At 34.5% G+C, this 26,397-nt stretch carries 16 protein-coding genes and 1 pseudogene; 9 read left to right on the top strand and 8 right to left on the bottom strand.

Going from position 1 to position 26,397, the window contains the following annotated elements; translation table 11 throughout:
* The first annotated feature begins 139 nt into the window (after nt 1-139).
* The 6 genes from BC952_RS12045 (at nt 140) to BC952_RS12020 (ending at nt 9,038) form a co-directional block, all read left to right on the top strand.
* Nucleotides 140-2,236, top strand: a complete 2,097-nt coding sequence (locus tag BC952_RS12045) for a GDSL-type esterase/lipase family protein (RefSeq protein WP_121365978.1) — start codon at nt 140-142, stop codon at nt 2,234-2,236.
* A 103-nt stretch (nt 2,237-2,339) separates the two neighbouring features.
* Nucleotides 2,340-3,554, top strand: coding sequence for an AGE family epimerase/isomerase (locus BC952_RS12040; RefSeq protein WP_121365875.1), 1,215 nt, complete (start codon nt 2,340-2,342; stop codon nt 3,552-3,554).
* A 20-nt stretch (nt 3,555-3,574) separates the two neighbouring features.
* Nucleotides 3,575-4,699, top strand: coding sequence for an N-acetylglucosamine-6-phosphate deacetylase (gene nagA, locus BC952_RS12035; protein WP_121365874.1), 1,125 nt, complete (start codon nt 3,575-3,577; stop codon nt 4,697-4,699).
* Between the two features lie 50 nt (nt 4,700-4,749).
* A complete protein-coding gene (nagB, locus tag BC952_RS12030; protein WP_121365873.1) occupies nt 4,750-6,687 on the top strand; it encodes a glucosamine-6-phosphate deaminase in 1,938 nt (645 codons plus the stop codon).
* Nucleotides 6,688-6,789: 102 nt separating this feature from the next.
* Nucleotides 6,790-8,013 (top strand): hypothetical protein, encoded by a 1,224-nt coding sequence (locus BC952_RS12025; protein ID WP_121365872.1) that lies wholly within the window; start codon nt 6,790-6,792, stop codon nt 8,011-8,013.
* A 14-nt stretch (nt 8,014-8,027) separates the two neighbouring features.
* Nucleotides 8,028-9,038 (top strand): hypothetical protein, encoded by a 1,011-nt coding sequence (locus BC952_RS12020; RefSeq protein ID WP_244200145.1) that lies wholly within the window; start codon nt 8,028-8,030, stop codon nt 9,036-9,038.
* Nucleotides 9,039-9,510: 472 nt separating this feature from the next.
* Here BC952_RS12020 and BC952_RS12015 read toward each other — a convergent pair whose 3' ends face one another.
* The 6 genes from BC952_RS12015 to BC952_RS11980 form a co-directional block, all read right to left on the bottom strand.
* Nucleotides 9,511-10,941, bottom strand: coding sequence for a TolC family protein (locus tag BC952_RS12015; protein ID WP_121365870.1), 1,431 nt, complete (start codon nt 10,939-10,941; stop codon nt 9,511-9,513).
* Nucleotides 10,934-14,104 carry an efflux RND transporter permease subunit gene (locus BC952_RS12010; protein ID WP_121365869.1) on the bottom strand — a complete coding sequence of 1,057 codons (3,171 nt, stop codon included), beginning with the start codon at nt 14,102-14,104 and terminating at the stop codon, nt 10,934-10,936. The genes BC952_RS12015 and BC952_RS12010 overlap by 8 nt, the downstream gene beginning before the upstream one ends.
* A gap of 44 nt (nt 14,105-14,148) precedes the next feature.
* Nucleotides 14,149-15,231 carry an efflux RND transporter periplasmic adaptor subunit gene (locus BC952_RS12005; RefSeq protein ID WP_121365868.1) on the bottom strand — a complete coding sequence of 361 codons (1,083 nt, stop codon included), beginning with the start codon at nt 15,229-15,231 and terminating at the stop codon, nt 14,149-14,151.
* A 993-nt stretch (nt 15,232-16,224) separates the two neighbouring features.
* Entirely contained in the window at nt 16,225-17,385 is a 1,161-nt protein-coding gene (locus BC952_RS11995) for an MFS transporter (RefSeq protein ID WP_121365866.1), read from the bottom strand.
* Between the two features lie 655 nt (nt 17,386-18,040).
* A complete protein-coding gene (locus BC952_RS11985; RefSeq protein ID WP_244200144.1) occupies nt 18,041-18,949 on the bottom strand; it encodes a TerC family protein in 909 nt (302 codons plus the stop codon).
* 109 nt (nt 18,950-19,058) lie between these two features.
* Nucleotides 19,059-19,343: a hypothetical protein gene (locus tag BC952_RS11980; RefSeq protein WP_121365865.1), complete on the bottom strand. Its 285-nt coding sequence runs from the start codon at nt 19,341-19,343 to the stop codon at nt 19,059-19,061.
* A 1,422-nt stretch (nt 19,344-20,765) separates the two neighbouring features.
* On the opposite strand from BC952_RS11980, the gene BC952_RS11970 reads away from it, so the two are divergent.
* Nucleotides 20,766-22,205, top strand: coding sequence for a glycoside hydrolase family 130 protein (locus tag BC952_RS11970; RefSeq protein WP_244200143.1), 1,440 nt, complete (start codon nt 20,766-20,768; stop codon nt 22,203-22,205).
* Nucleotides 22,206-22,605: 400 nt separating this feature from the next.
* Here the strand turns inward: BC952_RS11970 and BC952_RS11965 are convergent.
* A pseudogene (locus BC952_RS11965) lies at nt 22,606-23,442 on the bottom strand (IS982 family transposase).
* 269 nt (nt 23,443-23,711) lie between these two features.
* Between BC952_RS11965 and BC952_RS11960 the strand changes: the two are divergent.
* Both BC952_RS11960 and BC952_RS11955 read left to right on the top strand, forming a co-directional pair.
* Nucleotides 23,712-24,863 (top strand): saccharopine dehydrogenase family protein, encoded by a 1,152-nt coding sequence (locus BC952_RS11960; RefSeq protein WP_121365862.1) that lies wholly within the window; start codon nt 23,712-23,714, stop codon nt 24,861-24,863.
* Nucleotides 24,864-24,945: 82 nt separating this feature from the next.
* Nucleotides 24,946-25,509, top strand: coding sequence for a 2'-5' RNA ligase family protein (locus BC952_RS11955; RefSeq protein WP_121365861.1), 564 nt, complete (start codon nt 24,946-24,948; stop codon nt 25,507-25,509).
* Between the two features lie 31 nt (nt 25,510-25,540).
* Here BC952_RS11955 and BC952_RS11950 read toward each other — a convergent pair whose 3' ends face one another.
* Nucleotides 25,541-26,395: a DMT family transporter gene (locus BC952_RS11950; protein ID WP_121365860.1), complete on the bottom strand. Its 855-nt coding sequence runs from the start codon at nt 26,393-26,395 to the stop codon at nt 25,541-25,543.
* Between the last annotated feature and the right edge of the window lie 2 nt (nt 26,396-26,397).

Below are 26,397 nucleotides of genomic sequence, written 5' to 3'. Positions count from 1 at the left end.
AGTATCGTTTACTAAGTTCAAAAAATTGTTTTAAGTTGGTTTTTGGTTTTTATCTGTTAAGGCGGAGCCTTGTGTTCCGCCTTGCGGATAATTTATGCTCATTTTTAATAATTTCTGAAAAAATAAAAACATGAATACAATGAAAAGGAATCTATTCTTAGTGGTCTTTTTGATTTCAATAATCATTCATTTTGAGTCATTTGCACAGAAAACAAAACTCAAAGTAGCTTGCATTGGAGATTCCGTTACAGCGGGTTATCTTCTGTCTGATGCTACAAATGAATCCTATCCTTCGCAACTTCAAATCTTGATGGGCGGACAATATGAGGTAAAAAATTTCGGGCATAGCGGAGCAACACTTTTGAAAAAAGGAAGTACACCCTACTTTAAAACTAAAGAATTTGTCGATGCCATTGCATACAGCCCTGATATAGCCATTATTCATTTGGGTTTAAATGATACCGATCCTAGAAATTGGCCCAATTACAATGCAGAATTTGATGCTGATTACGCTTGGTTGATAGACACTTTAAAAAAACAAAATCCGGCAGTCAAAATTTACATCTGTCGATTAACTCCCATATTTAATGAACATCCCCGTTTTAAATCGGGAACCAGAGATTGGTTTTGGCAAATTCAATCTCATATACCCAACATTGCAAAAGCAAATCAAGTGGGTCTAATTGACTTACATGAAAAATTATACCATCGTCCCGATCTTTTTCCCGATGCTTTGCATCCAACAAAAGAAGGAGCAACTATTCTTGCCAAAACCGTTTATGAAAACATCACTCAAGACTTTGGCGGATTACAATTAGCTACAGTTTTCACTGACAATATGGTTTTACAGCGCAATCAACCCATTTCAGTTTATGGAACGGCCAATGGAGGCGATATCATAGAAGTGACTTTTAAACAACAAAAAAAGAGCGTCATTGTCGACAAATATGGAAAATGGAAAATTACTTTTCCCGCTATAAAACAAGGCGGACCATATGAAATGACTATTCAATCTAAAGGAACGAAAATTGTTTTAAAAAATATTCTGGTTGGAGATGTTTGGTTCTGTTCCGGACAGTCGAATATGGCATTCTCTCTTGAAAACTCAGAAAATGGTGCAGCAGAAGTAAAAAAGGCAATCGCAAATTCCACTATTCGATTATTCAATGCAAAAGCGATTCGTGATACTGATGAAACGGCTTGGGATTCTATAACATTAGTTAAAACTAATCAGCTGCAATTCTTTCCCGGAAGTTGGTCCGTATGCGATTCGATAAGTGCCAAAGATTTCTCGGCCATTGCCTATTACTTTGGTAAAAACATCGCCCACGAAGAAAATGTACCTGTGGGATTAATTCAAGTTGCCGTTGGCGGATCACCAATAGAATCTTGGATAGACCGAAATACCTTGGAACATGACGACAAAGTGGTTGATGTATTGACCAACTGGCGTAAATCAGATTTCATCATGCCTTGGGTTAGAGAACGTGCCAATGTGAATCTGAAAAATGCGACAAATGCTAAACAACGTCATCCGTATGATCCTTCCTATAATTTTGAAGCTGGAGTGGAAGCTTTTACAAAATTTCCAATAAAAGGTGTGATTTGGTACCAAGGCGAAAGCAATGCACACAACGTTGAATTATATGAGCATCTCATGCCAAAATTAGTCGAAAGTTGGCGCAAAGCTTGGGACGCTAACCTACCCTTCTATTATGTGCAATTATCAAGTATTGAGCGACCAACTTGGCCGGCCTTCAGAGCTATGCAAAACAGATTGCAAAATAAGATTCCTAACAGCGGTATGGCAATTAGCATGGATTATGGAGATGCTCTAAATGTGCATCCCATTAATAAAAAAGAAGTGGCTGATCGTTTGGCACTTTTAGCCTTGTGCTACACCTACGGAAAAGATGTTATTGCAAATGGTCCTTCCGCTGTGAAAGCCATTCAAAAAGACGACAACATTCTAGTTTCGTTTGCATTGGCAAAACAATTAACTACGGCAGACAAAAAAGAGTTAATTGGTTTTGAATTGGTAAATGACAAAGGAAATCGCTTTCAAAGTAAAGCCGAAATTGTAAAAAATCAAGTCATTATTACTATCCCAAAAGGAGAAAAAATAAAGACTGTTTTATATGCATGGAAACCTTTTACTACAGCCAATTTAGTAAATGAAGCTGGTTTACCCTGTTCCACTTTTAAACTTGAAATCCATGCAATTACCAAAAACTAAAAGAGATTCCATGGATACAGTCAAATGTGTTTAACTGTATGATATACAGCTTAACCTTAGTACAAAATAAAATATAGTAGTTACATAACATATAGTAAAGAAAATGAGTTATTCAAAAATAGATCTTCAAAACCTCAGAAACTTTTATCAGAATCAATTGTTAAATGACACGGTTCCCTTTTGGTTTCCACGCTCCATTGATACCGATTTTGGAGGTTATTTATTAATGCGTGATCAAGACGGAAGTTTGATTGATGATGACAAAGCTGTTTGGATACAAGGGCGTGCCGCCTGGTTATTGGCTACACTTTACAATACAGTCGAGCCAAAACAAGAGTGGCTGGAAGGTTCTAAAACTGGTATCGATTTTTTAAACAACCATTGCTTTGATACTGATGGGCAGATGTTTTTTCACGTTACACGCGATGGGAAACCCATACGCAAACGTCGTTATTTCTTTTCGGAAACCTTTGCGGTTATTGCCATGTCAGCTTACGCCAAAGCTAGCGGAGATGAAACAGTAGCTGAAAAAGCGCGGTTTTTGTTCGGAAAATGTATAGAATATTCTACTAATCCTGATTTATTAGAACCTAAATTCACCGCAACCCGACCGTCAAAAGGAATTGGCACACCTATGATTCTAATAAATACAGCGCAACAGTTACGTGACAATATTGGAGATCCGCGTTGTGATGAATGGATTAGCAAATGGATTGCAGAAATTGAAACCTATTTTGTAAAAGACGATATTAAATGCGTGATGGAGCAAGTAGCTCCAGATGGTTCTATTATTGATCATATTGACGGTCGCACCTTGAATCCTGGTCACGCTATTGAAGGTGCTTGGTTTATTTTGCATGAAGCAAAATACCGCAACAATGATCCTCATTTAATTGCATTGGGCTGCAAAATGCTCGATTATATGTGGGAACGCGGATGGGATAAGGAACATGGCGGTATCCTCTATTTCCGAGATGTATATGACAAACCTGTACAGGAATACTGGCAGGATATGAAATTTTGGTGGCCACAAAACGAAGTAATTATTGCAACACTGCTCGCCTATACTATGACTGGCAATCAAAAATATGCAACATGGCACAAAATGGTACATGATTATGGGTACAGTAAATTTCATGATGCAGCAAACGGAGAATGGTTTGGTTATTTACATAAAGACGGAACCATAGCTCAAACCGCAAAAGGAAATATGTTCAAAGGACCGTTTCATTTGCCAAGACAGGAATGGTATTGTTTGCAATTACTTAATGAGTATCTAAAAGAGAACAAGAACGTTGTCGGTAGCGCACTAGATTAAATACACTTAAACTATAAGAAATGAAACAAGCTATTGCAAACGGGATCATCCATACAGGAGATGAAATATTATATAATTGTGTCGTTATTATAGAAAATGGAATAATTATTTCTGTCCAAAAAGAAATTCCTACTGATATCCCGTTGATTGATTTAAAGGGAAGTCATATTTCAGCAGGTTTTATTGACATACAAATAAACGGTGGAGAGCGACTTTATTTTAGCCAAAATCCAACAGAAGAAACCATTCAGGACATATATGAAACCAGTTTAAAATATGGTACAACACATACACTTCCCTGTCTGATATCATCTTCTAAGGAAACCATTCTTCAAGGAATTGAAGCCATTCGCAATTATAAAGCAAAATACAATAATGGAGTATTGGGAATGCATCTGGAAGGGCCATTTTTAAATTCTTTAAAACGCGGTGCACATAGCATTAATCAGGTTCGTAAACCTACTAATTCCGAGCTGGGAGAAATTATCCGTTATGGCAAAGACGTGATAAAGGTAATCACAATTGCCCCGGAATGTTTTACCGATGAACAGTTGGATATGCTCTTAGAAAGTGGTATTGTTATTTCTGCGGGACATTCGACGATGACCTACAAAGAAGCCCAATATTATTTTTCTAAAGGGATTAAACTCGTCACCCATTTGTTTAATGCGATGACGCAATTTGGGCATCGGGAACCGGGTTTAGTCGGAGCAACATTTGAAAATGAAAGCGTTTATGCTCCTGTTATTTTAGATGGTGCGCATTGTGATTATGCCGCAGCAAAATTGGCATATAAATTAAAGCAGGATAAATTCTTTTTAATTAGTGATGCTGCCTTTTTAGGACGAAAAGTTTCCAGTTTTAGGTGGGAAAATTTTGATGCTCATCTGGAGAATGGTTTTTACAGAAATGACGAAGGCAATCTAGCCGGCGCCAGCATTTCGATGAAAGAAGCGGTTCAAAATGCGTTCACTCATTTGAATGTTTCGGCTGATGAAGCCATTAAAATGGCTACTTGCCGAGTAGCAGCAGCTATAAAAATGGAAAATCAATTGGGCAAAATAAAACCCGGATTTCCGGCAAGTTTTGTCACTTTCAATGATGATCTATCAAGAATAGAAACTCTAAATTATAATCCGATCTAAAGAATCAATATTAAAGAACAACTACACAAATAACTCTAATAAAAATTAAAATGAAAAGTGTTTTAGAAATTAAACCTGACATCAGTTATAAAAGTGCCGGCAAATTTGAAGAAACGAGATTCGAAAAAATTCACAGTGAAATTTTCAAAAATTCGGTTGAAGGTTCAAAAATTGTTGCTCAAGAAATAGCCACATTAATTAGATCCAAACAAGCCAAAAACAAATCTTGTGTTCTTGGTTTAGCCACTGGTTCTTCACCTATAAAGGTCTATGAAGAATTAGTTCGAATGCATAAAGAAGAAGGATTGAGCTTTAGTAATGTAGTCACTTTCAATTTGGATGAATACTATCCAATGACAAAAGAAAACAACCAAAGCTATCACTATTTCATGCATCAGCATCTTTTTAATCATATCGATATTAAACCGGAAAATATAAATGTTCCAGACGGAACAGTAGCAATTAATGAGCTAAATCAATATTGCGTTGATTATGAACTGAAAATAAAAAATGCCGGCGGACTTGATTTCCAATTATTGGGAATTGGTCGTACCGGACACGTAGGTTTCAATGAACCAGGCTCCCACATCAATTCAGGAACCCGAATTATCACTTTGGATCATATTACCAGAGTAGATGCATCTTCGGATTTTAACGGAATTGATAATGTTCCAAAAAGAGCCATTACCATGGGAGTTTCTACCATTCTAAGGTCTAAAAGAATTGTATTAATGGCTTGGGGCCAAAATAAAGCTTCCATTATCAAGAGAACTATTCAAGGAGAAATAAGCTCTGAAGTTCCAGCTACTTTTTTACAAAATCATACCAACGCTACTTTCGTTTTAGACCAGTCTGCCGCTTCCGAATTAACTCGTTTTGAAACACCGTGGTTAGTAGGAGAATGCATTTGGACTAAGGAATTAAAAAATAAAGCTATTGTTTGGCTTTGCCAAGAAACAAAACAATCGATATTAAAGCTGACCGACAGGGATTATAACAATAACGGAATGTCAGATCTTTTGGCACAAGAAGGTTCTGCCTATGATCTGAATATAACTATGTTCAATGTATTGCAACATACCATAACGGGATGGCCGGGAGGAAAACCCAATACCGATGATTCCCACAGACCTGAAAGAGCAAATCCTGCCAAGAAAAGAATTATCCTTTTTAGTCCGCATCCAGATGATGACGTAATTTCTATGGGAGGAACTTTTTCGAAATTAATCAAACAAGGACATGATGTTCATGTAGTGTATCAAACTTCTGGAAACATTGCCGTTACAGACGATGAAGCCTTGAAATTTGCTGAAGTGTGTAATGATTTTATTGGCGAAACAGGATGTGATGTAGATTTTCCTGCAGTAATCAATTTCATTAACAATAAAAAAGAAAATCAAATTGATTCTCTTGAAGTTCGAAAATTAAAAGGATTAATTAGACGTCGCGAATCGTATGCCGCAACAAGATACATTGGCTTAAAAGATGAAAACACACACTTTTTAGACCTTCCTTTTTATGAAACTGGCCGAGTAAAGAAAAACCCATTGGGCCCTGAGGATGTAGCTATAGTTGCAGCAATAATTGCAAAAATAAAACCACATCAGGTTTTTGCTGCAGGAGATTTAGCTGATCCGCATGGTACGCACGAAGTTTGCCTGAATGCCATATTTGCCGCTATGAAACAACTCAAACCGGAACCATACATGAATGATTGTTGGTTGTGGTTGTACAGAGGCGCTTGGCACGAATGGGATATTCACGAAATAGATATGGCTGTTCCACTAAGTCCGGATGAAGTTTTACTAAAAAGACATGCTATTTTGTACCATCAATCTCAAAAAGACAGAGTTATGTTTCAAGGAAATGACTCCAGAGAATTTTGGGTACGAGCTGAAGATCGCAACAAAAACACAGCAAAACTATACGACGATCTAGGATTAGCAGAATATGAAGCGATTGAAGCTTTTAAACGCTTTGATTACTAACCCTACAACTAAATTTAAAACTATCAGTATCTTATGATATTAATAATGATATTGATAGTTTTGCATTTCATAAATAACCCCCAATTTTACTTTCAAACCTACATGAGAAAAAAACATTATTTTTTCGTATTAACACTTTTAGCCAGTATCACTGTTGGATGTAGTCATGACGAAAACCAAGGCTCTGCGTACCAACCTAATTATTTACCTAGTCTTGACGCTACCAATTTACCCGCAGGAAATCGACCTATAACAATGTTTGAAGATGACGAGAATCCTTCAAAAATGTATGATAAAACAGATCGTTGGTTTCGAGTAAATCAACCACTTCAAATAATCCAAAAAGGAAAAGATTCGGTACAAATATCGCTATATTCCCCTGTTGGACTGAGTGATGTAAAAATCTACGCTAAATTACCCAACTATGAAAAGCGATTTCTAATTTACAATTTTACAAAAATACCCGCTTTTCATCGTTCATCGCACCAAATTCCATTAGTAACCGGGAAAAATGATTACTTACTTGAAACAGGTAATACCGTTACTATTGATAAAATTGAAGGTTTTTCTACTGGTGCTATTGAATTTTCAGTAGAATCAACAGATCCCTTATTTGCTAAATTAAAAAAAATAAAATCTTCTCGATTGGTTCAGTTTAATGATGCGTATCATGTGAATGAACTCGGCAAATTTTTACCAATGAATCCCGTTTTAGCCAAAGAAGCCATAACAATGATTATAAACTATTCTTATGCATTGAGTCATCCTATATATTATGATACTTTCACAAATTTTGACAAATACAAACAAGAGCAAGCTACTCTGGCCGGTACTGCTGTAGATGGTGCATTAAATTGGCATGGTAATGCTGAAGATGTTGATGGGGTTTATGATTATTTTTCCAAGGCAGTAATTGAAAAAACATATATAAATTACATCGACAATAGAACTGTTTATTTGGCAATGGTAGGAGGAGCGGCTGCTTTAGGAGGCGGACCTTTGGCTTCTCAATGGGAATCTGGATATGTAGCTGGACATTGGAGAGGAGATATGTCGGTTTGGTCACACGAATATTCACATCACAGTGGCTACGGTCATAGCAGCAATTTAGCAAATAGTGGTCAAGGTGGTGGTCAGCAAGAAATGCTAACTCAATTTTATAAATACTTAATATACTTAGACGATCTTCCTTTTACTAATCCAGATGTACTTAAAGGCTGGACTAAAACAAAATACCTGACAGGGACTTATAGCAAACCTATTTTTACTATTAACCCAAAAAACCCTTTTTTATTAAAATATAAAGGAACAGGAAAATGGAATTAACAAATAAAATCAAAATGAATAAACTCCCTTTTTTCATAGTACTACTTTACATCTTTACAAATTGTAGCAAGGACTCTTACGATACAGAACCAACAAATTATATTTATCACTACCCAACTGAAGAAGCAACAATCACAGCAAGCCAAATTGGAATAGGAAACGGAACATTAGAACCTAAAGGCATCGCGATTTCTAACGAAAAATTATATGTATGTAATGGTGATGTCCTTGAAGTTTTCAATGCCATAACTTTGGAATACATAAAAACAATTACGAACTACACAAAAGGAAATACGATAATCCCGCTAACTAATCTTTCGTCAGTTTGCATTGATAAAGGACGCATCTACCTTGGAAGTGTTGATTCAAGACTTTTTGTAATTGATGAAAACACCAGCGCGGGAATTAGTACCGTTGGAAATGGACAATGGTGGAATACATTTGTACACGTTTTTGGAGTTGTTGTAAAAGATGGTTTGGTATTTGTCAAAGAAAAAAACACTACAATTAAAGTTTTCGAAACATCCCAAATCACCGACACAAGCAATTGGAATATAACTCCTATTGCCAAATTAAATACCTTAAATGGCGGTACTGAAATCTATTCCATGGATATCGATTTTGGAAATTTAGTGGTAGCGGGAAGAGACGCAAAAAGCTTTTTATATTATAAAATTGATGATATTCGCGCTAATGCCACAAATTCACTCACAACCCCTATAAAACCTGTAACACATCTATTTTCAGATAGTAAGCCTATTTCTATCAGTTTTAGTACTGATTGGGCTATTACAATGGAAAACACTGGAAGTTTATATTACTTGCGTCTTTATCCTAAAGAAGAGTTTAGTTCTAAAAATTACAATTCACGAGTTAATGCTTCTGACATTATGGGGCAAAATCGTTTTGGAAGCATTGTCAGTACAGCACAACTTAACGACCGTATTTTTTTAGCAGATAATACAAATAAAAAAATAAGAGTTATTAAAATTAATCAATCTACAATCGCTGAGCAGAAAAATTAATAATTTAACTCTAATAAACAACATTGAAAAATAAACTCCATTCAGTACGTCTGGACTGCGCTGCAAAAGTTTAAACGATTTCAATAATAATAATAATAATAATAATAATAATAATAATAATAATAATGAGCTCTATATATTATCGGGCTCAATATTGTTACACTTAGAGGATTCTTTCGTTATTGTACTATTCTAAATACTCTTTACTTTTTGATTTTAAATCGTTTAGACCCATAAAATGGATATGCTAATTTAGCGAGCAGGCATAATTAAGAAAAAAAATCTGCAGATGCAAACAAAAATACTGCCTGACCGTTTTTCTACTTTTTGTTTGTACATCCACATTTAGGTGGATAGCGAGATCAAACCAAATTGAAATACATTTTTATAAATAAAAAAAACAGTAGTAAACTTGCGCTTACTACTGTTTAAAATAATTATTACTATATATTTTTTTGAGCGATACACTTATTTATTTCCAACCGCCCCCTAAATCTCTGTAAACATGAACTACAGCGTTGAGTTGCTCTTTTTTAGTCTCTATAAGTTCGAGTTTTGATTCCAAAGCATCACGTTGGGTCATCAAAACTTCAAAATAATCTACTCTGGCAGACTTAAATAAATCACCAGCAACATCAATCGAACGGCTCAAAGCAACTACTTGCTGAGCTTTCAATTGATAACTTTTTTCCAAATTATTAATTTTAGAAAGCTGACTGGAAACCTCCAGATATGCTTTAAGAATCGTACGCTCATAGTTATACAAAGCCTGAATTTGTCTGGCATTGGCAGATTTATATTCCGCTTTTATTGCATTTCGGTTGATTAATGGTGCTGCAAAATCTCCCACAAATGAATACAATAATGATTCTGGCAATGTAAACAAGTACGATGATTTAAAAGCATTTACGCCTACCATTGCCGTAATATCTAATGAAGGATAAAACTCAGCACGGGCTACTTTTAAATCTAGTTTTGCTGCTTCTAATTCCATTTCGGCTTGTTTTATATCGGGTCTATTTGATAACAATTGAGCAGGAATTCCGGACTGTATTGCCGGAGGCAATAAACTAATAAAATTAGATTTATCTCTCTTTATTTCCTGCGGGTATTGCCCTAACAAGAAATTTATTTTATTCTCCGTTTCTTTTATATTTTGAAGAATCTCAAACTCCATACTTTTGGATGCCATTACCTCAGCCTGAAATTTCTGAACAGCCAATTCAGTTGATCTAGCGGCTTCTTTCTGAATTTTTACAATTTCCAAAGCGGTACTTTGCAAGGCAATATTCTGTTTAACAATATCTAATTGACTATCCAAAGCCAGCAATTCGTAATACGAATCAGCAACCTCAGCAATAAGATTTGTGATTACAAAATTCTTTCCTTCGACAGTTGATAAATATCGACTTACAGCAGCTTTTTTAGAATTGCGCAATTTTTTCCAAATATCAACTTCCCAATTGGCATAAGCTGCTATTTTCAAATCGCCCAATGGTTCTGGCATTTCTAGGCCTGATCTTATTTCAGTTGAAGCATCACCGGCGCCTTGGCTGGTATATCTCCCTACTTTTTCAATTCCTGCTCCTGCTCCAATACCCACTTTTGGCAAAAGAGCCCCTTTTCGCACACGGATATCGTTTTTAGCAATTTCAATTTCCTGCAAAGTAATCTGTAATTCCTGATTGTTTTTTAAAGCAATTTCAATCAGGTTTATCAGATTAGCATCTTTAAAATAAGTTTGCCAAGGCGAAGCAGCAATATTGGTAGTATCAATACTCTTGTCGAAAGATTCTGGAACTGCTTTGGTTTCAACCAAAGGAGCTAAAGCCGGAGTACAACTTGCCACCGCCAGACAAATAGCCAGCGGGACAATATATTTATAATTCTTTATTTTAGACATGATTATCATCAAATTCTTCGGTTAATGGATTCTCTTTTTCATTTTTTACGAGTTTATATTTTTCAGCAATTCTGCCAAAAACATAATATAGTCCTGGGATGACAAATACCCCGCAAATAGTTCCTATCAGCATTCCTCCTGCTGCCGCTGTACCAATAGTTCGATTACCAATTTTACCAGGTCCAGTAGCAAATACAAGTGGAATCAAACCTGCTATAAATGCAAAAGAGGTCATCAATATAGGACGAAATCTGGCTTTTGCACCTTCCATTGCGGCTTGAAGCACCGTTCTTCCGGCGGCATGCCTTTGAATTGCAAATTCTACAATCAAAACTGCATTTTTACCCAATAAACCTATCAGCATCACCATGGCTACCTGAGCGTAAATATTGTTCTCTAAGCCTGTCAACTTCAATAAAAGAAAGGCTCCGAAAATACCTGCCGGTAAAGAAAGGATTACTGACAATGGAAGAATAAAACTTTCATACTGTGCTGCTAAAACAAGATAGACAAAACCTAAACAGATTAGAAAAATCCAAACAGCCTGATTTCCTTGCGCCACCTCATCAGCAGAAATACCAGCCCAATCAATACCAAAACCTCGAGGTAATTTTGCGTCTGCTACTTCCTGAACCGCTTTAATTGCGGCTCCACTACTATAACCTGGCGCTGCTGAACCACTTATTTCAGAAGAATTATACATGTTATGGCGGGTGATTTCCGATAGTCCATATACTTTTTCCAACTTCATAAAAGCCGAGAAAGGCACCATTTCATCCCGATTGTTCTTGACATATAATTTCAAAATATCTTCAGGTAAAGCACGATATTCAGGAGCGGCCTGTACAATAACTTTGTAATTAAATCCGTATTTGATAAAACTGATTTCGTAATTACTACCCACCAATGTTGATAACGTATTCATGGCATTTTCAATGGAAACCCCTTTCTGTTGTGCCAAATCATTATCGACTTTCATCATATACTGAGGAAAACTGGCACTGTAAAAACTAAATACCGATGCTAATTCCGGACGTTTATTTAGTTCCTTAACAAAATCATTATTAACCGTTTCCATTTTCTTGTAATCTCCTGACCCTGCTTTGTCCAATAGACGAAGTTCAAAACCTCCTGCAGCTCCATATCCAGGCACAGCTGGTGGTTGAAAAAACTCAATATTAGCACCCGGAATATCTTTGGTTTTCTCTTCTAATTCGGTCATGATTTCTTGCACAGAATGCTTTCGTTCGCTCCATTCTTTCAGATTAATCAAACAAGTTCCGGCATTGGCACCCGTACCTTCCGTCAGAATTTCATATCCTGCCAAAGCAGATACCGATTGCACACCGTCAATGTTTTCGGCAATTTTCTGCAATTTTTCAGCGATATTATCCGTTCTTTCTAATGAGGAACCGGGAGGCGTTTGGATGATTGCATAAAACATTCCCTGATCTTCATTAGGAATAAATCCTGAAGGAACAGTACTGCTGACGAACCAAGTCCCTGCACAGAAACCTATAAGCGCAATAAAAGTGATAGTTCTTCTGTTTACAATGCGGCTTAAAATGCTTTGATATTTCTCGGAAGTATTATTAAATTTAGTATTAAATCCATCTAAGAAGCGGTTTATTGGCGTTCTCTTTCTAGGTTTACCGTGATTGCTTTTCAACATCATCGCACAAAGTGCCGGCGTAAGCGTTAATGCCACAATACCCGAAAGAATAATAGCCGTTGCCATTGTTATCGAGAATTGACGATAAAAAATCCCTACAGGCCCAGACATGAATGCCACAGGAATAAATACTGCTGCCATCAGGAATGTAATCGCTATAATTGCTCCTGCTATTTCGTGCATCGCTTTTTTCGTAGCTTTCAGCGGCGAGAGATGTTCTTCCTCCATCTTGGCATGGACTGCCTCGATAACCACAATGGCATCATCGACGACGACTCCAATGGCCAACACTAATGCAAATAAGGTTATAAGATTTAGAGTAATACCGAATAATTGCATGAACATAAAGGTTCCAATAAGGGAAACAGGCACGGCAATGGCCGGTATAATAGTTGACCTCCAATCGCCCAAGAAAAGAAATACTACCAATCCCACTAAAATAAAGGCTTCGACCAAAGTATGAATTACTTTTTCGATAGAAGCATCCAGAAATTTAGATACATCATAACTGATTTCGTAATCCATTCCTTTTGGGAAAGAATTTTTCTTGATTTCAGCTAATTTTAATTTTACATCTTTAATAACCTGACTGGCATTACTTCCGTAGGATTGTTTCAAAACAATTGCGGCAGAAGGTTTTCCGTTTAAGTTTGAATAAATATCATACATAGAACTTCCAAACTCAATAGTAGCGACATCTTTTAATCGTAAAATTTCGCCGTCAGGATTAGATCTAAGTACAACATTTCCATATTGTTCTTTACTTGTAAATCGGCCCGAATATTTCAGTACATATTCAAATGCTTGTGATCTTTTACCAGAACTTTCCCCAGTTTTACCCGGTGACGCCTCTAAACTTTGATCTGCCAAGGCTTCCATAATTTCCTCAGCAGAAATTTTATAAGCTAACATTCTGTCTGGCTTCAGCCAAATTCTCATAGCATATTCCCGATTACCCAAAACATCTGCAAATCCTACTCCATTTACCCTTTTTAATTCAGAGAGAATATTAATCTCGGCAAAGTTGTACAAAAACTTCTGATCCGTATTTTTATCCGTACTGTAAAGATTCACATACATCAGCATACTCGATTCTTCACGCGTAATTTTCACTCCTTCTCTTACTACTAATGGCGGTAATTTATTAACCACAGAGGCTACTCGGTTTTGAACATTTATCGCAGCCTGATTCGGGTCAGTACCCAAATTAAAAATTACTTGAATACTGGCCTCTCCATCATTACCAGCATCTGAAGTCATGTATTTCATTCCTGGAACTCCATTGAGTGCTTTTTCTAATGGAATGATTACGGACTTGATCATCAGTTCTCCATTTGACCCAGGATAATCTGCAATTACATTTACCCTTGGTGGCGAAATGGAAGGGAATTGAGTCACCGGCAAATTGGTTACCGCCAAGACTCCTAAAAAGACAATTATTAGCGATATTACTATCGATAAAACTGGTCTTTGAATAAATTTATTAAACATTATATTTATTTTTTACTGGTTAAACCAAATTGAAATTTATAAACCTATTCCGTTTTTAATCGCAAATGGGCGATGACGTCTTTCGATTTTACAAAATCATACTTTATCTTTTCATCGTCTTTGACTTTCTGAATCCCTTCCAATAAAATTTTATCATTTTCGGTAATTCCACTCGAAACGACATACAAATCAGGGATTTCACCAGTAATACTAATTTCCTTTGATTCCAGTACATTGTTTTTATTTACAACAAAAACATATTTCTTATCTTGAACTTCATAGGTCGCTTTCTGCGGAATTACAATAGCATTTTTAAGCGGAACATTCATTTGAACCAATCCTGTTTCACCGTGTTTCAGTAATTTGTTTGAGTTTGGAAATCTTGCTCTGAAGGCTATGTTTCCTGTTTCATTATTAAATTCACTTTCAATAACCTCGACATTTCCTTGGAACTGAAAAACTTTGTTATTAGCTAATAAGAGACTTACTTTATTAGTGGCACGATCTTTTACATTGCTCTGATATTCTAGATACTCCGGTTCTGAAACATTAAAATAGGCCAACATTTGACTGTTATCTGAAAGACTAGTCAACAGTTCCCCTTCATCAATAAGACTACCTAATTTTAATGGAATACGATCTATAGTTCCGGCAAATGGCGCTCTGATTTCAGTGAATGATAAATGTAGTTTAGCCAAAGCCACTTCTGCTCTTGCCTGCTCCAATTTGGCTTGAGCCAAAGACTGCTCGTTTCTGGAAACTATATTTTTGTCGGCAAGGGTTTTAGCATTTTGTAATTCAATTTCAGCACCTTTAGCTTCAGCTTGTGCCTTTAGTAATTCTGCCTGATACATACCCGGCATAATTCTAAATAGTAGCTGACCTGCTTTTACATATTGACCTTCATCTACATAGATGTTTTGTAAATATCCTTTTTCCTGCGCTCGGATTTCAATGTTTCTTACGGAACGAATTTGAGAAACATATTGTTTGGTAAACGATGTATCAATTTTTATAGGATTGGTAACAATAAATTTTGTCTCTTCTTCTTTTTCTTCTTTTTTAGTTGTACAGCTTGTTAAGCACAACAAGGCAATCAAGCCCGTGAACACGAGTATTTTATTCATAATGTAAAATGGAAATTAAGCGATTAAATACATGGAATTGGGAATTCCTTAGACATAAAAAGTCATCAGTTTACAAAAAATATTGGAACTGCAATACCATAAATGAAAGCTTAAAGCATTCATAAGGGTTAGCAACCTCAAAAATTTAGTAACTGATTATAGTATTAATCAAATTCTTAATACCTGCTGAATAATATAAATAGGATATGACTGGCCACAAAATGGCGCGAAGACTTTAAAATTCTTATCACAATAGTTTATGACGGACTGACAAGAAAATGTCTGATACCAAACTTTTGAAACGCTAAATTTTTCAGTAAAATTTTTGTTTAAATTTTTGTTTTTAACAGAATCATTTTTGGAGCATTCCTCTTCTAAATCAAATCCATCAGCATTAATCATAATACTGCCAGAACTCGAGTTATCATTTTTTACTTGATCTGACTTTAAAAACTTGGAAATTAGTGAGTTGTAAATACCATTGTCATGCGAAGCTGCATAAACATAATTTCCTCCGCTTTGCAGATAGAAAAACAGATATAGAAAAAATATAGTTACTCTCATTTGGAGGCCAAAAGTAATGAAAGTAATGAAAGAAAAAAACAATTTTAATTATGTTTAACAAGTAAAAAGTAAATGAAAAATATTTGCAGTTCTTTCAAAAAAACATTACGACAGAATAAACACAGTTTCAATTAATTAAACGTTAAGCAATAGTAGACTACTTTTCCGCATTTATAAAATGGCTGATATCTTAATCTATGAGAAAAAGAAATAAACAAATCTCAGTATTTGAATACTAATTAACAAATGAAAAAAAGTACTTTTTTTCATGAAAAATAGAGGCGGTTATTTTTCTCCGGAATTAGGTTTTACTTTAAATTGGAATTGGGTGGTTAATATCACTGGAATTTGCAATATTATGATTAAAAACATAAAATGATCACTTCAATTCATATTTTTTAATTCTATTCTTAGCATTCACCTCACATTTCAGCTTTTTCTAAATAATAAATGCGCAATCAAAATCAGAAAAGACAAAACAATCCCAAGTACCGATACTCCCATCCATCCATGAAGTTCCCAAGCCATAGCTCCCGCCGCGGTTCCAAAAGCTCCGCCAATAAAAAACCCTACCATATAAATTGTATTGACCCGGTTTCTTGCTTCGGGATTATTAGAAAAAATAATCTTTTGATTAGTAATATGTAGAGATTGCAGTCCCAAATCAACCAATACAACCCCAAAAACCAATCCTAATATTGAATGTCCGGAAATAAAAAAAATACTCCAAGAGATAATTAACAGGATTGTTGCTGCTAAAATAATAGAACTATTACTAACGGAACTACTTACCTTACCCACAAGAGCAGCCGCTAGCGCTCCCACAATTCCCAGAATTCCGAACCCTCCGCTAACAGTACTCCCATAGCCAAATGAATCCTGCATCAAAAAAACCAAAGTAGTCCAGAAAGAACTTAATCCTGCAAAAGCTAAAGCTCCTCTCAAAGTAGCTAAACGCAAGGAAGAATCAGATTTAAAATAATAAAAGAGAGATTTCATTAAACTGGCATAACTCCCGCTAAATTGCGGATTGATCTTAGGTAATTTATATTTCAGGATTACATATAAAACAACCATCATTATTGCAGCAGCACAAAACATGATGCGCCATCCAAATTGTTCGCCCACAAATCCGCTGATTACACGACCTCCCAAGATCCCAATCAATAAACCACTCATAACAATCCCTATTGCTCGCCCCCGATTCGAATCATCTGAAAGTTGCGCCGCCATAGGAACAAACAACTGCGGTATTGCCGATGTAAAGCCAACAAAAAAACTACTTACAATAAGAATCAAAAGTGAATTTGCAAATCCTGCCGCAACTAAGGCGATAACCATAATTAAAAAGTCAATTCGCAATATCTTTTTATTTGAGACCTTGTCACCTAAAGGAATAATTAACAACAAGCCCAAAGCATAACCCAACTGTGTGAACAGAGCGACATTGCTCACCTCAGACTCAGACACCTTAAAACTCACTGCAATTTGATGAAGCAGGGGTTGGTTGTAATATAAATTAGCCACAACAAGACCGGCTGATATACTCAATAAATACAATACTTGATTTGTAAGCTTAACTTGCTTCATTTTTTTTTTTTGAAAATGGAATGTAAAAGAAGATTTTATATAGTGATCGCCGTTTCAATTAGCCGCAATAGAAAACCCATTGGAAACAACTTTCAATTTTGCTTCAAAATTAAAAATTACAATTGTAGTACACATTGTCCTAAGACAACGTTTTTATTATAATTTGATTTTATTCTGATTAAAGTAGAGGAAGAAATCACCAAATAGGAAGCAGCCATTTTATTAGACACTCTTAACTATGCTACTTCCTCTAATTAAGACAGTAAAAGATCCTGCTTTTAGATAGGAATAAATAACCTAAATTAGCAGAATTATGCCGAAAACAAGAAGAACGTTCGGGAAGGACTTCGAGAAAGAAAATATAAGGAAATAAACCGCATTATTCAACAAAATAATGCGGTATCAAACAATTCATTTAACCAATGTTTTTTCTTGTGTTCCTTATAGTAGCCATGCTGTGGATGGCTCTCAGGAGCATGTCTATTGAATTGAGGATTGTTTTGCGTTTCAATTCCCGACCTTTCTATTATTTTATCAAGCTCACCTCGATCTAACCATATCCCACGACATTACGGACAATAATAAATCTCAATTCCTTGTCTATCAGACATAACAAGCGGAACTTTACAACTTGGACAATTCATAGTATTCAATTTTAGTTATTTATTAAATCTTTATTTTTTGGAAAAGCAACAGAAAGTAAAACAGAAATAAGTAATATACCGGATATTACCATTAAAGAGTGGACAATTGGTATTTTATAGAAACTAACAATTGTCGTTTTTACTCCAACAAAAACTAATATTAACGATAAAACATATTTTAAATAATGAAAATATTTTGTAATTCCAGCCAAAGCAAAATACAACGCTCTTAAACCCAATATTGCAAAAACATTAGAGGTAAAAATGATAAACGTATCATTTGTAATCGCAAGTACCGCAGGTATTGAATCGACCGCAAAAACCAAATCAGTAAATTCTACAATAAGAAGCACAATAAATAATGGTGTTGCAAATCTTTGACCTTTTAATTTTACAAAGAATTTGCCTCCATGCATTTCTTCTGTAACGGGAAATAATTTTTTAAATAACCTTACTAATGGATTTTTATCTGGTTCAATCTCTTTGTCTTTATGAAAAATCATTTTAAAACCCATATAAATAAGTATCGCCCCGAAAACGTACATAATCCAATGAAACTTACTAATGAGTGCTACACCTGCAAAAATAAAAATGCCGCGCATTACCAAAGCTCCTAAAATACCCCAAAATAGTATTTTGTACTGGTACTTTCTATCTACATTGAAATAGGTAAAGAGCATAATAAAGACAAACAAATTATCAATACTTAATGATTTTTCAATAACATAAGCTGTTAAAAACTCAATTGCTTTTTCTTTGCCCATGAAAATATAAACACCATAATTAAAAATTAAGGCAAGGGATATCCATACAGCGCTCCAAAGAAGAGCTTCTTTAATTTTTACTTCATGAGATTTTCGATGAAAACACCTAAATCTAGTGCTAACATTGCTAGGACAAATCCTAAAAAACAAATCCATACAAAACTATCTATTATCATATATTTTTAAATTACATATTTGATTAAAGCAAAACTATCAACCAATACAACATATACCTTATCTCCCCACTTTCGCAAATTAATACAATCTATTCTGTGCCATTCCATAGTCTGTTTAGGAAGTCAATCGCCTCATCAAACACTCTTGGAAGCCCATTTGGAGCAATATTATCAGTCATCGATGAAATTAAAGAAAATAAAATGGCAATTATCCCAATTACAAGAACTATTGCGAGAATCAAAACACCAAGGAAAACTATCTTGAGTTTCTTGTTGTTTCTTAAACTATTGATGAATTCAATTGCGTTAAAGCTTACATGACCACTAGAATAGGTCTTGTATCTATAACCATCATTTTGATAATAGTTATGCAATGCATGATTTTTATGAGGCTTGCCTTTTTTTTCAAAAAGTCTTCAAAGTCCATATAAATGTAATTTAGTTAATAAACATAATTTTTCTGCATTACTGCATAGGATAGTAATGCTGTTTGAGTGAATGAATAATTTTCAAACACCCAACAAGAGGCTCTAGAATATTAACTAAGCTTTGGCGGTTGCCAAACGGAGTAAAATGGTTGAGATGATTTACTGGTAATATAAAAATGGTTGTGTTGGGTATACTTTTCAACCATTATGAAAATTTCCAATCTGTAAATAATTTGGTCTTCTTCGTTTATGTCCAAATCAAAGTCTACAAAATTAGGAGATAAACTATTTTCACAGTGTAAATCCACTACTGAAGAATTATCACTTTCTTGAAAACAAATATTATAAAACAATTTCATGCCCACAAAGAGCAAAATACTATTTACTAAATTTTTTCGACAAAGATTCATTCGGCAAAAGTAAAGTGGCATGTGCAGTATTAATGAATATTTAACAATAGATACTGTAACTTTATAACTGGACATACCAAATTAAAGTGGATATGGGCTTACTAATAAATTTAATGTTTCTCATTGATTTATTTAATAGCTGACAGCATACTCAAATGCATTTAATCTAGCAGAAAATAGTTCAAAAATTATCCCGATAGGGTCACCTCAAAATATAATTAAACCACTTTTTAATCAAATGTTTTTTATACTTTTACATCAACCACTGGATTAATGTGCTCTTAGAAAATATAGTGCATCAAATTGACCTAATACAGTATTTCACTTGAAAATTGATAAAGGCTTGTTTGTTCTTATTTTGCGTTATTTTGTTCAGATTAGTACCTTATTTGTACCTCAATATCTGTAAACCCCAGTAAAAACTGGCCTGCTAATTTCTGCATCGGCAAATAAAAGTACTTCCCTTAGGTTTCTGCAACCTCAGGAAATTGTCTAGGAATAAATTTTGCGAAAAAGTGAACAATATTCAAGATTGAAGACGGATCAAGAATTAATTATCTGAAATATTTCGCGAAAACCTTCAAAAAAAATGCGAGAGTATTTTACAGCAATATAAATAACTATAATTCTCTGTAACTATTAATCGACATCAAAAATTAAAATTTGATTGTAGCAAATAGTCCGACTGTTTTTTTGTTTTTTTAATACTGAAAAACAAACACTTACGATTATTTCATTGTTTTTTTGTAATTTTGAATATAAAGTTTAATTTAAGTTTTAGCTTCCAAAATTCCGAATTTCTTAAAATGTTTCGTCCTAAATTATAGGTTCACCTAAAATAGAACCTAGCTATTAAGCAACAGGACTGAACGGCTTTTTATCACTACATAAAAAAGCGTATTTATTTTACTATAAATTTAAAAATAAAGCTATGCGAGTTCCTGTAATCCGAAAAAACATGACATTTATACCTGATTCAAAGAGAGTTGTTGCCCGATATTTTATGAATGGCGATCAGAGGACACAAAAAATGGTCAGCCATATTATGTTGTTAAATGAAAAACAAGTCGTAGATACCTTAGAACATACACTTCGTGAGTTTGCAAGAAGACATCGAAATATTTCAAGCATATTTTTTCGGCATTGCGAAAAAATTAGAGGCATAATTGAAGCAATGCAAATTAACTATGACAAGCTCTCATTGGAACGAAAGATGCTCATCGGATCTTACTGCACAATGGAGTATGCAATAGAATCCACAGCCATTTTTAATCCTTCTATTGTGGAAGATTTCGATCAATCGGGTCTCGGAAAAGGCGAAAAACGCGTTATCATTTCTTTTCGTGCCACAGGTGAAGGTCATATCTCGTCAATTGTATTTAGAAGGGGAATCCTAGATATGAATAACGATCTCCAAGTGATGAAAATTGGTAATAACATTGATAAAGCAGAAATAGGACACAAAACATTATACAACAAAGAACGATTTTTGATGAAATTGGCAGAAATGCATACTTCTGATAAATATTCAACTCGTATTATGCAGGATCTGCCGCACGAATTTGAGTATGCCATATTAAAAAGTGTGGTAAATAAAGCTTTATGCGATCCAATGATTCGTCAGGAGAGAAGAACGGCACTCGAAGAAGTGATTTGGCTAGCGGATTCATTTTATGATTTACAATTCAAACATGATTCTGATATCACCGAACGTGTTATATTTCCAATATCAGATTCTGAAAGCCGTGGTATTGAAGATGCTCGTTTTGTCCGTTTTGTCGACGATGATAATTCAGATAAAGTAATGGCTACCTACACGGCCTATAATGGTCATGTCATACTTCCGAAGCTTATTTCAACTGAAGACTTTTATACGTTCCGCGTAATGCCCTTATATGGAATTGGTGCTCAAAATAAAAACCTGGCATTATTCCCTAGAAAAATTAAAGGCAAGTATGCTATGCTATCTAGAATTGATGGTGTTAACAATTACCTTATGTATTCCGATAGACCAGAGCAATGGAACAATCCCGTTATCATCCAAGAGCCGCGTTATCCATGGGAATATACACAAATTGGAAATTGTGGATCGCCACTTTGGACCGATGAAGGCTGGTTAGTAATTACTCATGGTGTAGGTGCCATGAGAAGATATTGCATCGGTGCTTCGCTTTTTGATCTTGATGATCCTTCAAGGGAAATTGGAAGACTTAGTGAACCCTTACTCTCTCCTCTGGAGGATGAACGGGAAGGCTATGTTCCTAATGTAGTGTATTCATGCGGTTCGATTATTCATAACAGCAGTCTGATATTACCTTATGCAGTCTCAGACTATTCCTCTACTTATGGTGTAGTCGATTTGGTAGAATTAATCGAAGCTTTGAAGAAAAGTAAATAATAACTTAAAGCTAAGGCGTTAATCTAGCTACTGATTTCATTGACTAGAGATGAAATTATTTGAATAGTCGTCTGAAAATTAACAAAATTAAAATCATTTATTACTAAATAAACATATTTAGATTTTATACTACTACTACTACTACTACTACTACTACTACTACTACTACTACTACTACTACTACTACATTTAAGAACTAAAAAAATTCAAAACCAATGACTTTAAAAGTGTGTGATTTTTGGTAAGTATTACAAAACTATTCTCAATCATTTCTTGTAATATTCAAATAATTTAGCCTTATGATATAGTCTTTATTACTATTACCTATCTATTTTTAACTCGTTGGGGGTAATAAAATTATTTGATTTTTAATATTGTTAATTGGTTGATTAAAGATATCTTAATTTATATGTTGGTGCAATTTTAATGCTGTTATTTTTGGTAAAATTCTGGTTTTAAAACCTTCAAAAGTCTTAGCATAATTGTTTCTAATTCTGAACTGGTCATATAGTTGTGAAAATAAAGTTTGAATTCTTTTTTTTGATTTCCTAAACATATAAGGTTGTAGCTTATAATGTTTTTGAGTCTCTTTTTTTAGCGTTTCTAATTTGATATTTACTGTTTAAAATAAATCTAATCGAATACTTTGAGACATACAACCTCCATCTCCAAAAAATACAAAATTAGACATTTATCTTTTTAAGTATTTCAAAAAAATGCACATCGTGAACTTCTGCTTTTGTAATATCTACTGAATAAAAAACTCCATTTACAGAAAAAACTACGTGCAGTTTGCATGCATAAAACCAGTTGTTTTGAGAAGCACAAAACCCTTTTGAAGAAGCAGTTTCAAAATCATTTTTACAGATTTTAATTCTCCTGCGACGTGCAAATTTGCAAATCTCCAACGGCATACAATCCTCGATAAAGTAATCTTCAAATTCTAAAAATTGAGATGCTAATTTTGTTCTTACCTATTCTAAAAATAAAAACAATTTTCGTCTTTTTATTGAACTGACATACCTCATTTAGGATAAGTATTTGTTGCTTATTAATCTCTTTAAATAAAGAATTTTCAATGTCAATAGAGATAAATTCAGCTGTCAAACCCAATGCAACTAATTATAAATCAGACATTTTTTGTTTTATATCAACTTCTGAATTTATATTCTAAGTCACAATTCAAATAACTTATAACTTCTAAAACTCGAAAATATTTTTTTAGTATATCTGACATAAAGATTGGTCTGTTTTGCGATGTTAAGATAGTGAATTTTAGCACCTTGATCAATATCTAATCAACATATTTACCGCAATTAATTAAACCCAACGGGTTTAATGTTTACTTTATATTTGCACATCCATAATGTATGTAGACTAAAAGCTTTTTTTCTTTTAGCGAGTAAATTCGCTAAGCTATACTCAATGAAAGTAAACATACACCATAACAATCAAATTACCATACAACTCAAATGCTCAACCAATAAAAAATGGTATCTTTAAGATATGAAAAAGCATCACACTATTATTATTGCAGGAGCGGGTGGAGTCGCAGAAGCTGTTGGTTTATTACTGATGGAATGTAGCGAAGTAGCTCCTACTCTTTTTATTGGCGACAGAAGCCATTCAAAAGCAAAAAAGGTAGCCCATTGGATTCAAGAAGGAACTACGAAATCAGGATTTATTCAAGATTTTCATCTTGCTGAAAATGGCATAACAGATGAAATGAAAGTAATCTTGCGTCAAGGAGATATTATTCTGGACTGTTTACCAGGAAGCCAAGCACCCAGAATAGCCCAGTTTGCTAAAGATTTCAATCTACATTACGCAAACCTAACGGAATATGTTGTAGAGACTGAAGAAATAACAGCATTGGCAAAAGACGCAAAAACAGGGTTTATACTTCAAACGGGTTTAGCGCCGGGATATATCGATTTACTTGCTAATGGACTTTTTCAACAGTTTTGTAAGGATTTTGAAGTTGATAAAGTAGACAAGCTGGAATTCAAAGTTGGAGCACTTACTAATCATGCGGTTGCTCCACATTATTATGGTTTTACGTGGAGTCCTGTGGGTGTAGCTACAGAATATTTGAAAGAAACCATTGTATTAAGGAATTTCAAAAAAACTACGCTACCATCACTCTCAGAAAGAACTACTATTATTATCGATGGCATTGCTTATGAAGAGGATCTTACTTCGGGCGGTGCAGCAGATTTGCCTGACGCATTATTAGGAAAGGTTCGCTCCCTTGACTACAAAACCTTACGTCATCCTGGACATTATGCTTGGATACAAGAGCAAGTAGCTAATTTAGAACATACAACTGACGTAATTAAAGGCTTACAAGAAAAAATGGAAGCCATTATCCCTCACATTGAAGACGACAAAATTATTTTATATGCAGCTGTAGAAGGCAAAGATGCAACAGGTATTTTGCGCAGACGTGAGATTGCAAAATGTATACTTCCTAAAAAAGTGGGAAAACATCAATTGAGGGCAATCCAAACAACTACTGCAGCACCATTGGTACAAGCAGCACAACTATTACTCGAAACGTCGCTTAGCGGAGTTATCTTGCAAAGCCAAATTGATCCAATTCCGTTTTTAAATGGAAACTACATCGTACCTGTTTACGGTAAAGTATTAATTAAATGAAAAACAAGAAATCTAAATATTGAAAAATGAATTGACATTTCATTAGCTTTCTTTTTTTACGTTAAAATGCTATCATTACACTATGGAAAAACAATATTCTATAGCCATCTATCCTTCAGAAAGCATAATCCTACTGGTTAAGGCTATGAAAGAAAAATTATTCGAGGAAGTGAATTGGTTTCATAGTAAAAATTCTATCGCTCATATTACGATTTGTGAATTTAAAAAAACTGATGCTGCAATCGAAATTATCAAAAATAAACTAGACCTGTTATGTGATACTTTCGAACCTTTTGAAGTTCATCTGAAAGGTTTTGGTTCCTATTCTAATGGTGCTTTTTTTATTACTCCCCATGAAGATTCTAAAATCAAACTAAAAGTGATAATGAAAAAAATTCATGAATTGCTTCGTACCTTAAAAATACAAAAAAGTAGTGACCCCCATATATCTATTGCCCGAAGACTTACTCCAGAAAATCTTGAAAAAGCGAACCGCTTATTTACAACAATAAACACTTCTTTTTTATGCAATACTATTGTTCTGCGAAAGTTTGATCCTACTATACAACAGTTTTTTATAACTAATACCTTTACATTCAACAGCAATCAAAAACCGGAACTTGTACAAGGATTTTTTATTAGTTGAAAATTTTTCAATCCAAATGGTTTAATTCCCTTTAAATGATCTGCGAGATTACGATCAAAACAATGGCTATCAACGCTAGAAAAAGGCCAACATAATTCATTTTTGTTAGTTTTTCTTTAAAAACAAAAATCCCTACAAGGCTTCCTATGACAATCACACCCATATTCATGCCTGCAAAAACTGTTGAAGGATTTTCAGCGAAAGCTTTATGTGCTTTTAGATAAAAAAGAATATTTCCAAAGTTGAAAATACCTACCAAACCTCCAAAAATAATATTTTTAAAATTCAACGGCACTTTAGTAACGATGACATCATACACCACTGCTCCTATCATAATGAGTAGCGCAATTCCAAAAACTACAAATAATGAAGTGGTATAAGACAGACTTGTGTAAAGAGCGATTTGTTTAAAAAGAATGTCTATAACTCCAAAGCCCAGTAAAACAACCGCAGGATAAATCCATTTGTTTTCTGTGTTTTGAGAGGGTTTGGCAAGAATAAGCAGTAGCGCGGGAAATCCTACCAAAAGCGCTGTGATTTTTAAGATGTTAAAATCTTCTTTGAAGAGCAGCCATGCAGCCAAAATAGGGATAAACAACGAAAGCCTTTGGGCTGCATCAGTTTTTACAATACCAACCTGTTTTATGGACGCTGCCAAAAAAAGAAAAATTGCCGGCAATAAAATACCAATAGGAACATAAATTCCCCAAGGTGCCAAAGTTCTTACCGCGCTAAGATCCGGACTGAATGACAAATAACAAAAAATAAGAGCAAAAACATAATTCCAAGCAACAATTTGAACCTGACTTACATTATAACTGCGTGCAACTTTAAACAACACTCCAACAGTTACACTGCATATAATACTCAAAATTAGAAATAGCATAA

Origin of the sequence: Flavobacterium limicola, assembly GCF_003634755.1 — a bacterium.
Classification (GTDB): Bacteria; Bacteroidota; Bacteroidia; order Flavobacteriales; family Flavobacteriaceae; genus Flavobacterium; species Flavobacterium limicola.
The sequence above is the reverse complement of the archived record's forward strand: the minus strand, read 5'-3'. Positions and strand labels throughout refer to the sequence as shown.

Coding starts and splice junctions, on each gene's coding strand:
- BC952_RS12045 (WP_121365978.1), top strand. CDS start 140: ATGAAAAGGAATCTATTCTTAGTGGTCTTTTTGATTTCAATAATCATT.
- BC952_RS12040 (WP_121365875.1), top strand. CDS start 2,340: ATGAGTTATTCAAAAATAGATCTTCAAAACCTCAGAAACTTTTATCAG.
- nagA (WP_121365874.1), top strand. CDS start 3,575: ATGAAACAAGCTATTGCAAACGGGATCATCCATACAGGAGATGAAATA.
- nagB (WP_121365873.1), top strand. CDS start 4,750: ATGAAAAGTGTTTTAGAAATTAAACCTGACATCAGTTATAAAAGTGCC.
- BC952_RS12025 (WP_121365872.1), top strand. CDS start 6,790: ATGAGAAAAAAACATTATTTTTTCGTATTAACACTTTTAGCCAGTATC.
- BC952_RS12020 (WP_244200145.1), top strand. CDS start 8,028: ATGAATAAACTCCCTTTTTTCATAGTACTACTTTACATCTTTACAAAT.
- BC952_RS12015 (WP_121365870.1), bottom strand. CDS start 10,941: ATGTCTAAAATAAAGAATTATAAATATATTGTCCCGCTGGCTATTTGT.
- BC952_RS12010 (WP_121365869.1), bottom strand. CDS start 14,104: ATGTTTAATAAATTTATTCAAAGACCAGTTTTATCGATAGTAATATCG.
- BC952_RS12005 (WP_121365868.1), bottom strand. CDS start 15,231: ATGAATAAAATACTCGTGTTCACGGGCTTGATTGCCTTGTTGTGCTTA.
- BC952_RS11995 (WP_121365866.1), bottom strand. CDS start 17,385: ATGAAGCAAGTTAAGCTTACAAATCAAGTATTGTATTTATTGAGTATA.
- BC952_RS11985 (WP_244200144.1), bottom strand. CDS start 18,949: ATGGATTTGTTTTTTAGGATTTGTCCTAGCAATGTTAGCACTAGATTT.
- BC952_RS11970 (WP_244200143.1), top strand. CDS start 20,766: ATGACATTTATACCTGATTCAAAGAGAGTTGTTGCCCGATATTTTATG.
- BC952_RS11960 (WP_121365862.1), top strand. CDS start 23,712: ATGAAAAAGCATCACACTATTATTATTGCAGGAGCGGGTGGAGTCGCA.
- BC952_RS11955 (WP_121365861.1), top strand. CDS start 24,946: ATGGAAAAACAATATTCTATAGCCATCTATCCTTCAGAAAGCATAATC.
- BC952_RS11950 (WP_121365860.1), bottom strand. CDS start 26,395: ATGCTATTTCTAATTTTGAGTATTATATGCAGTGTAACTGTTGGAGTG.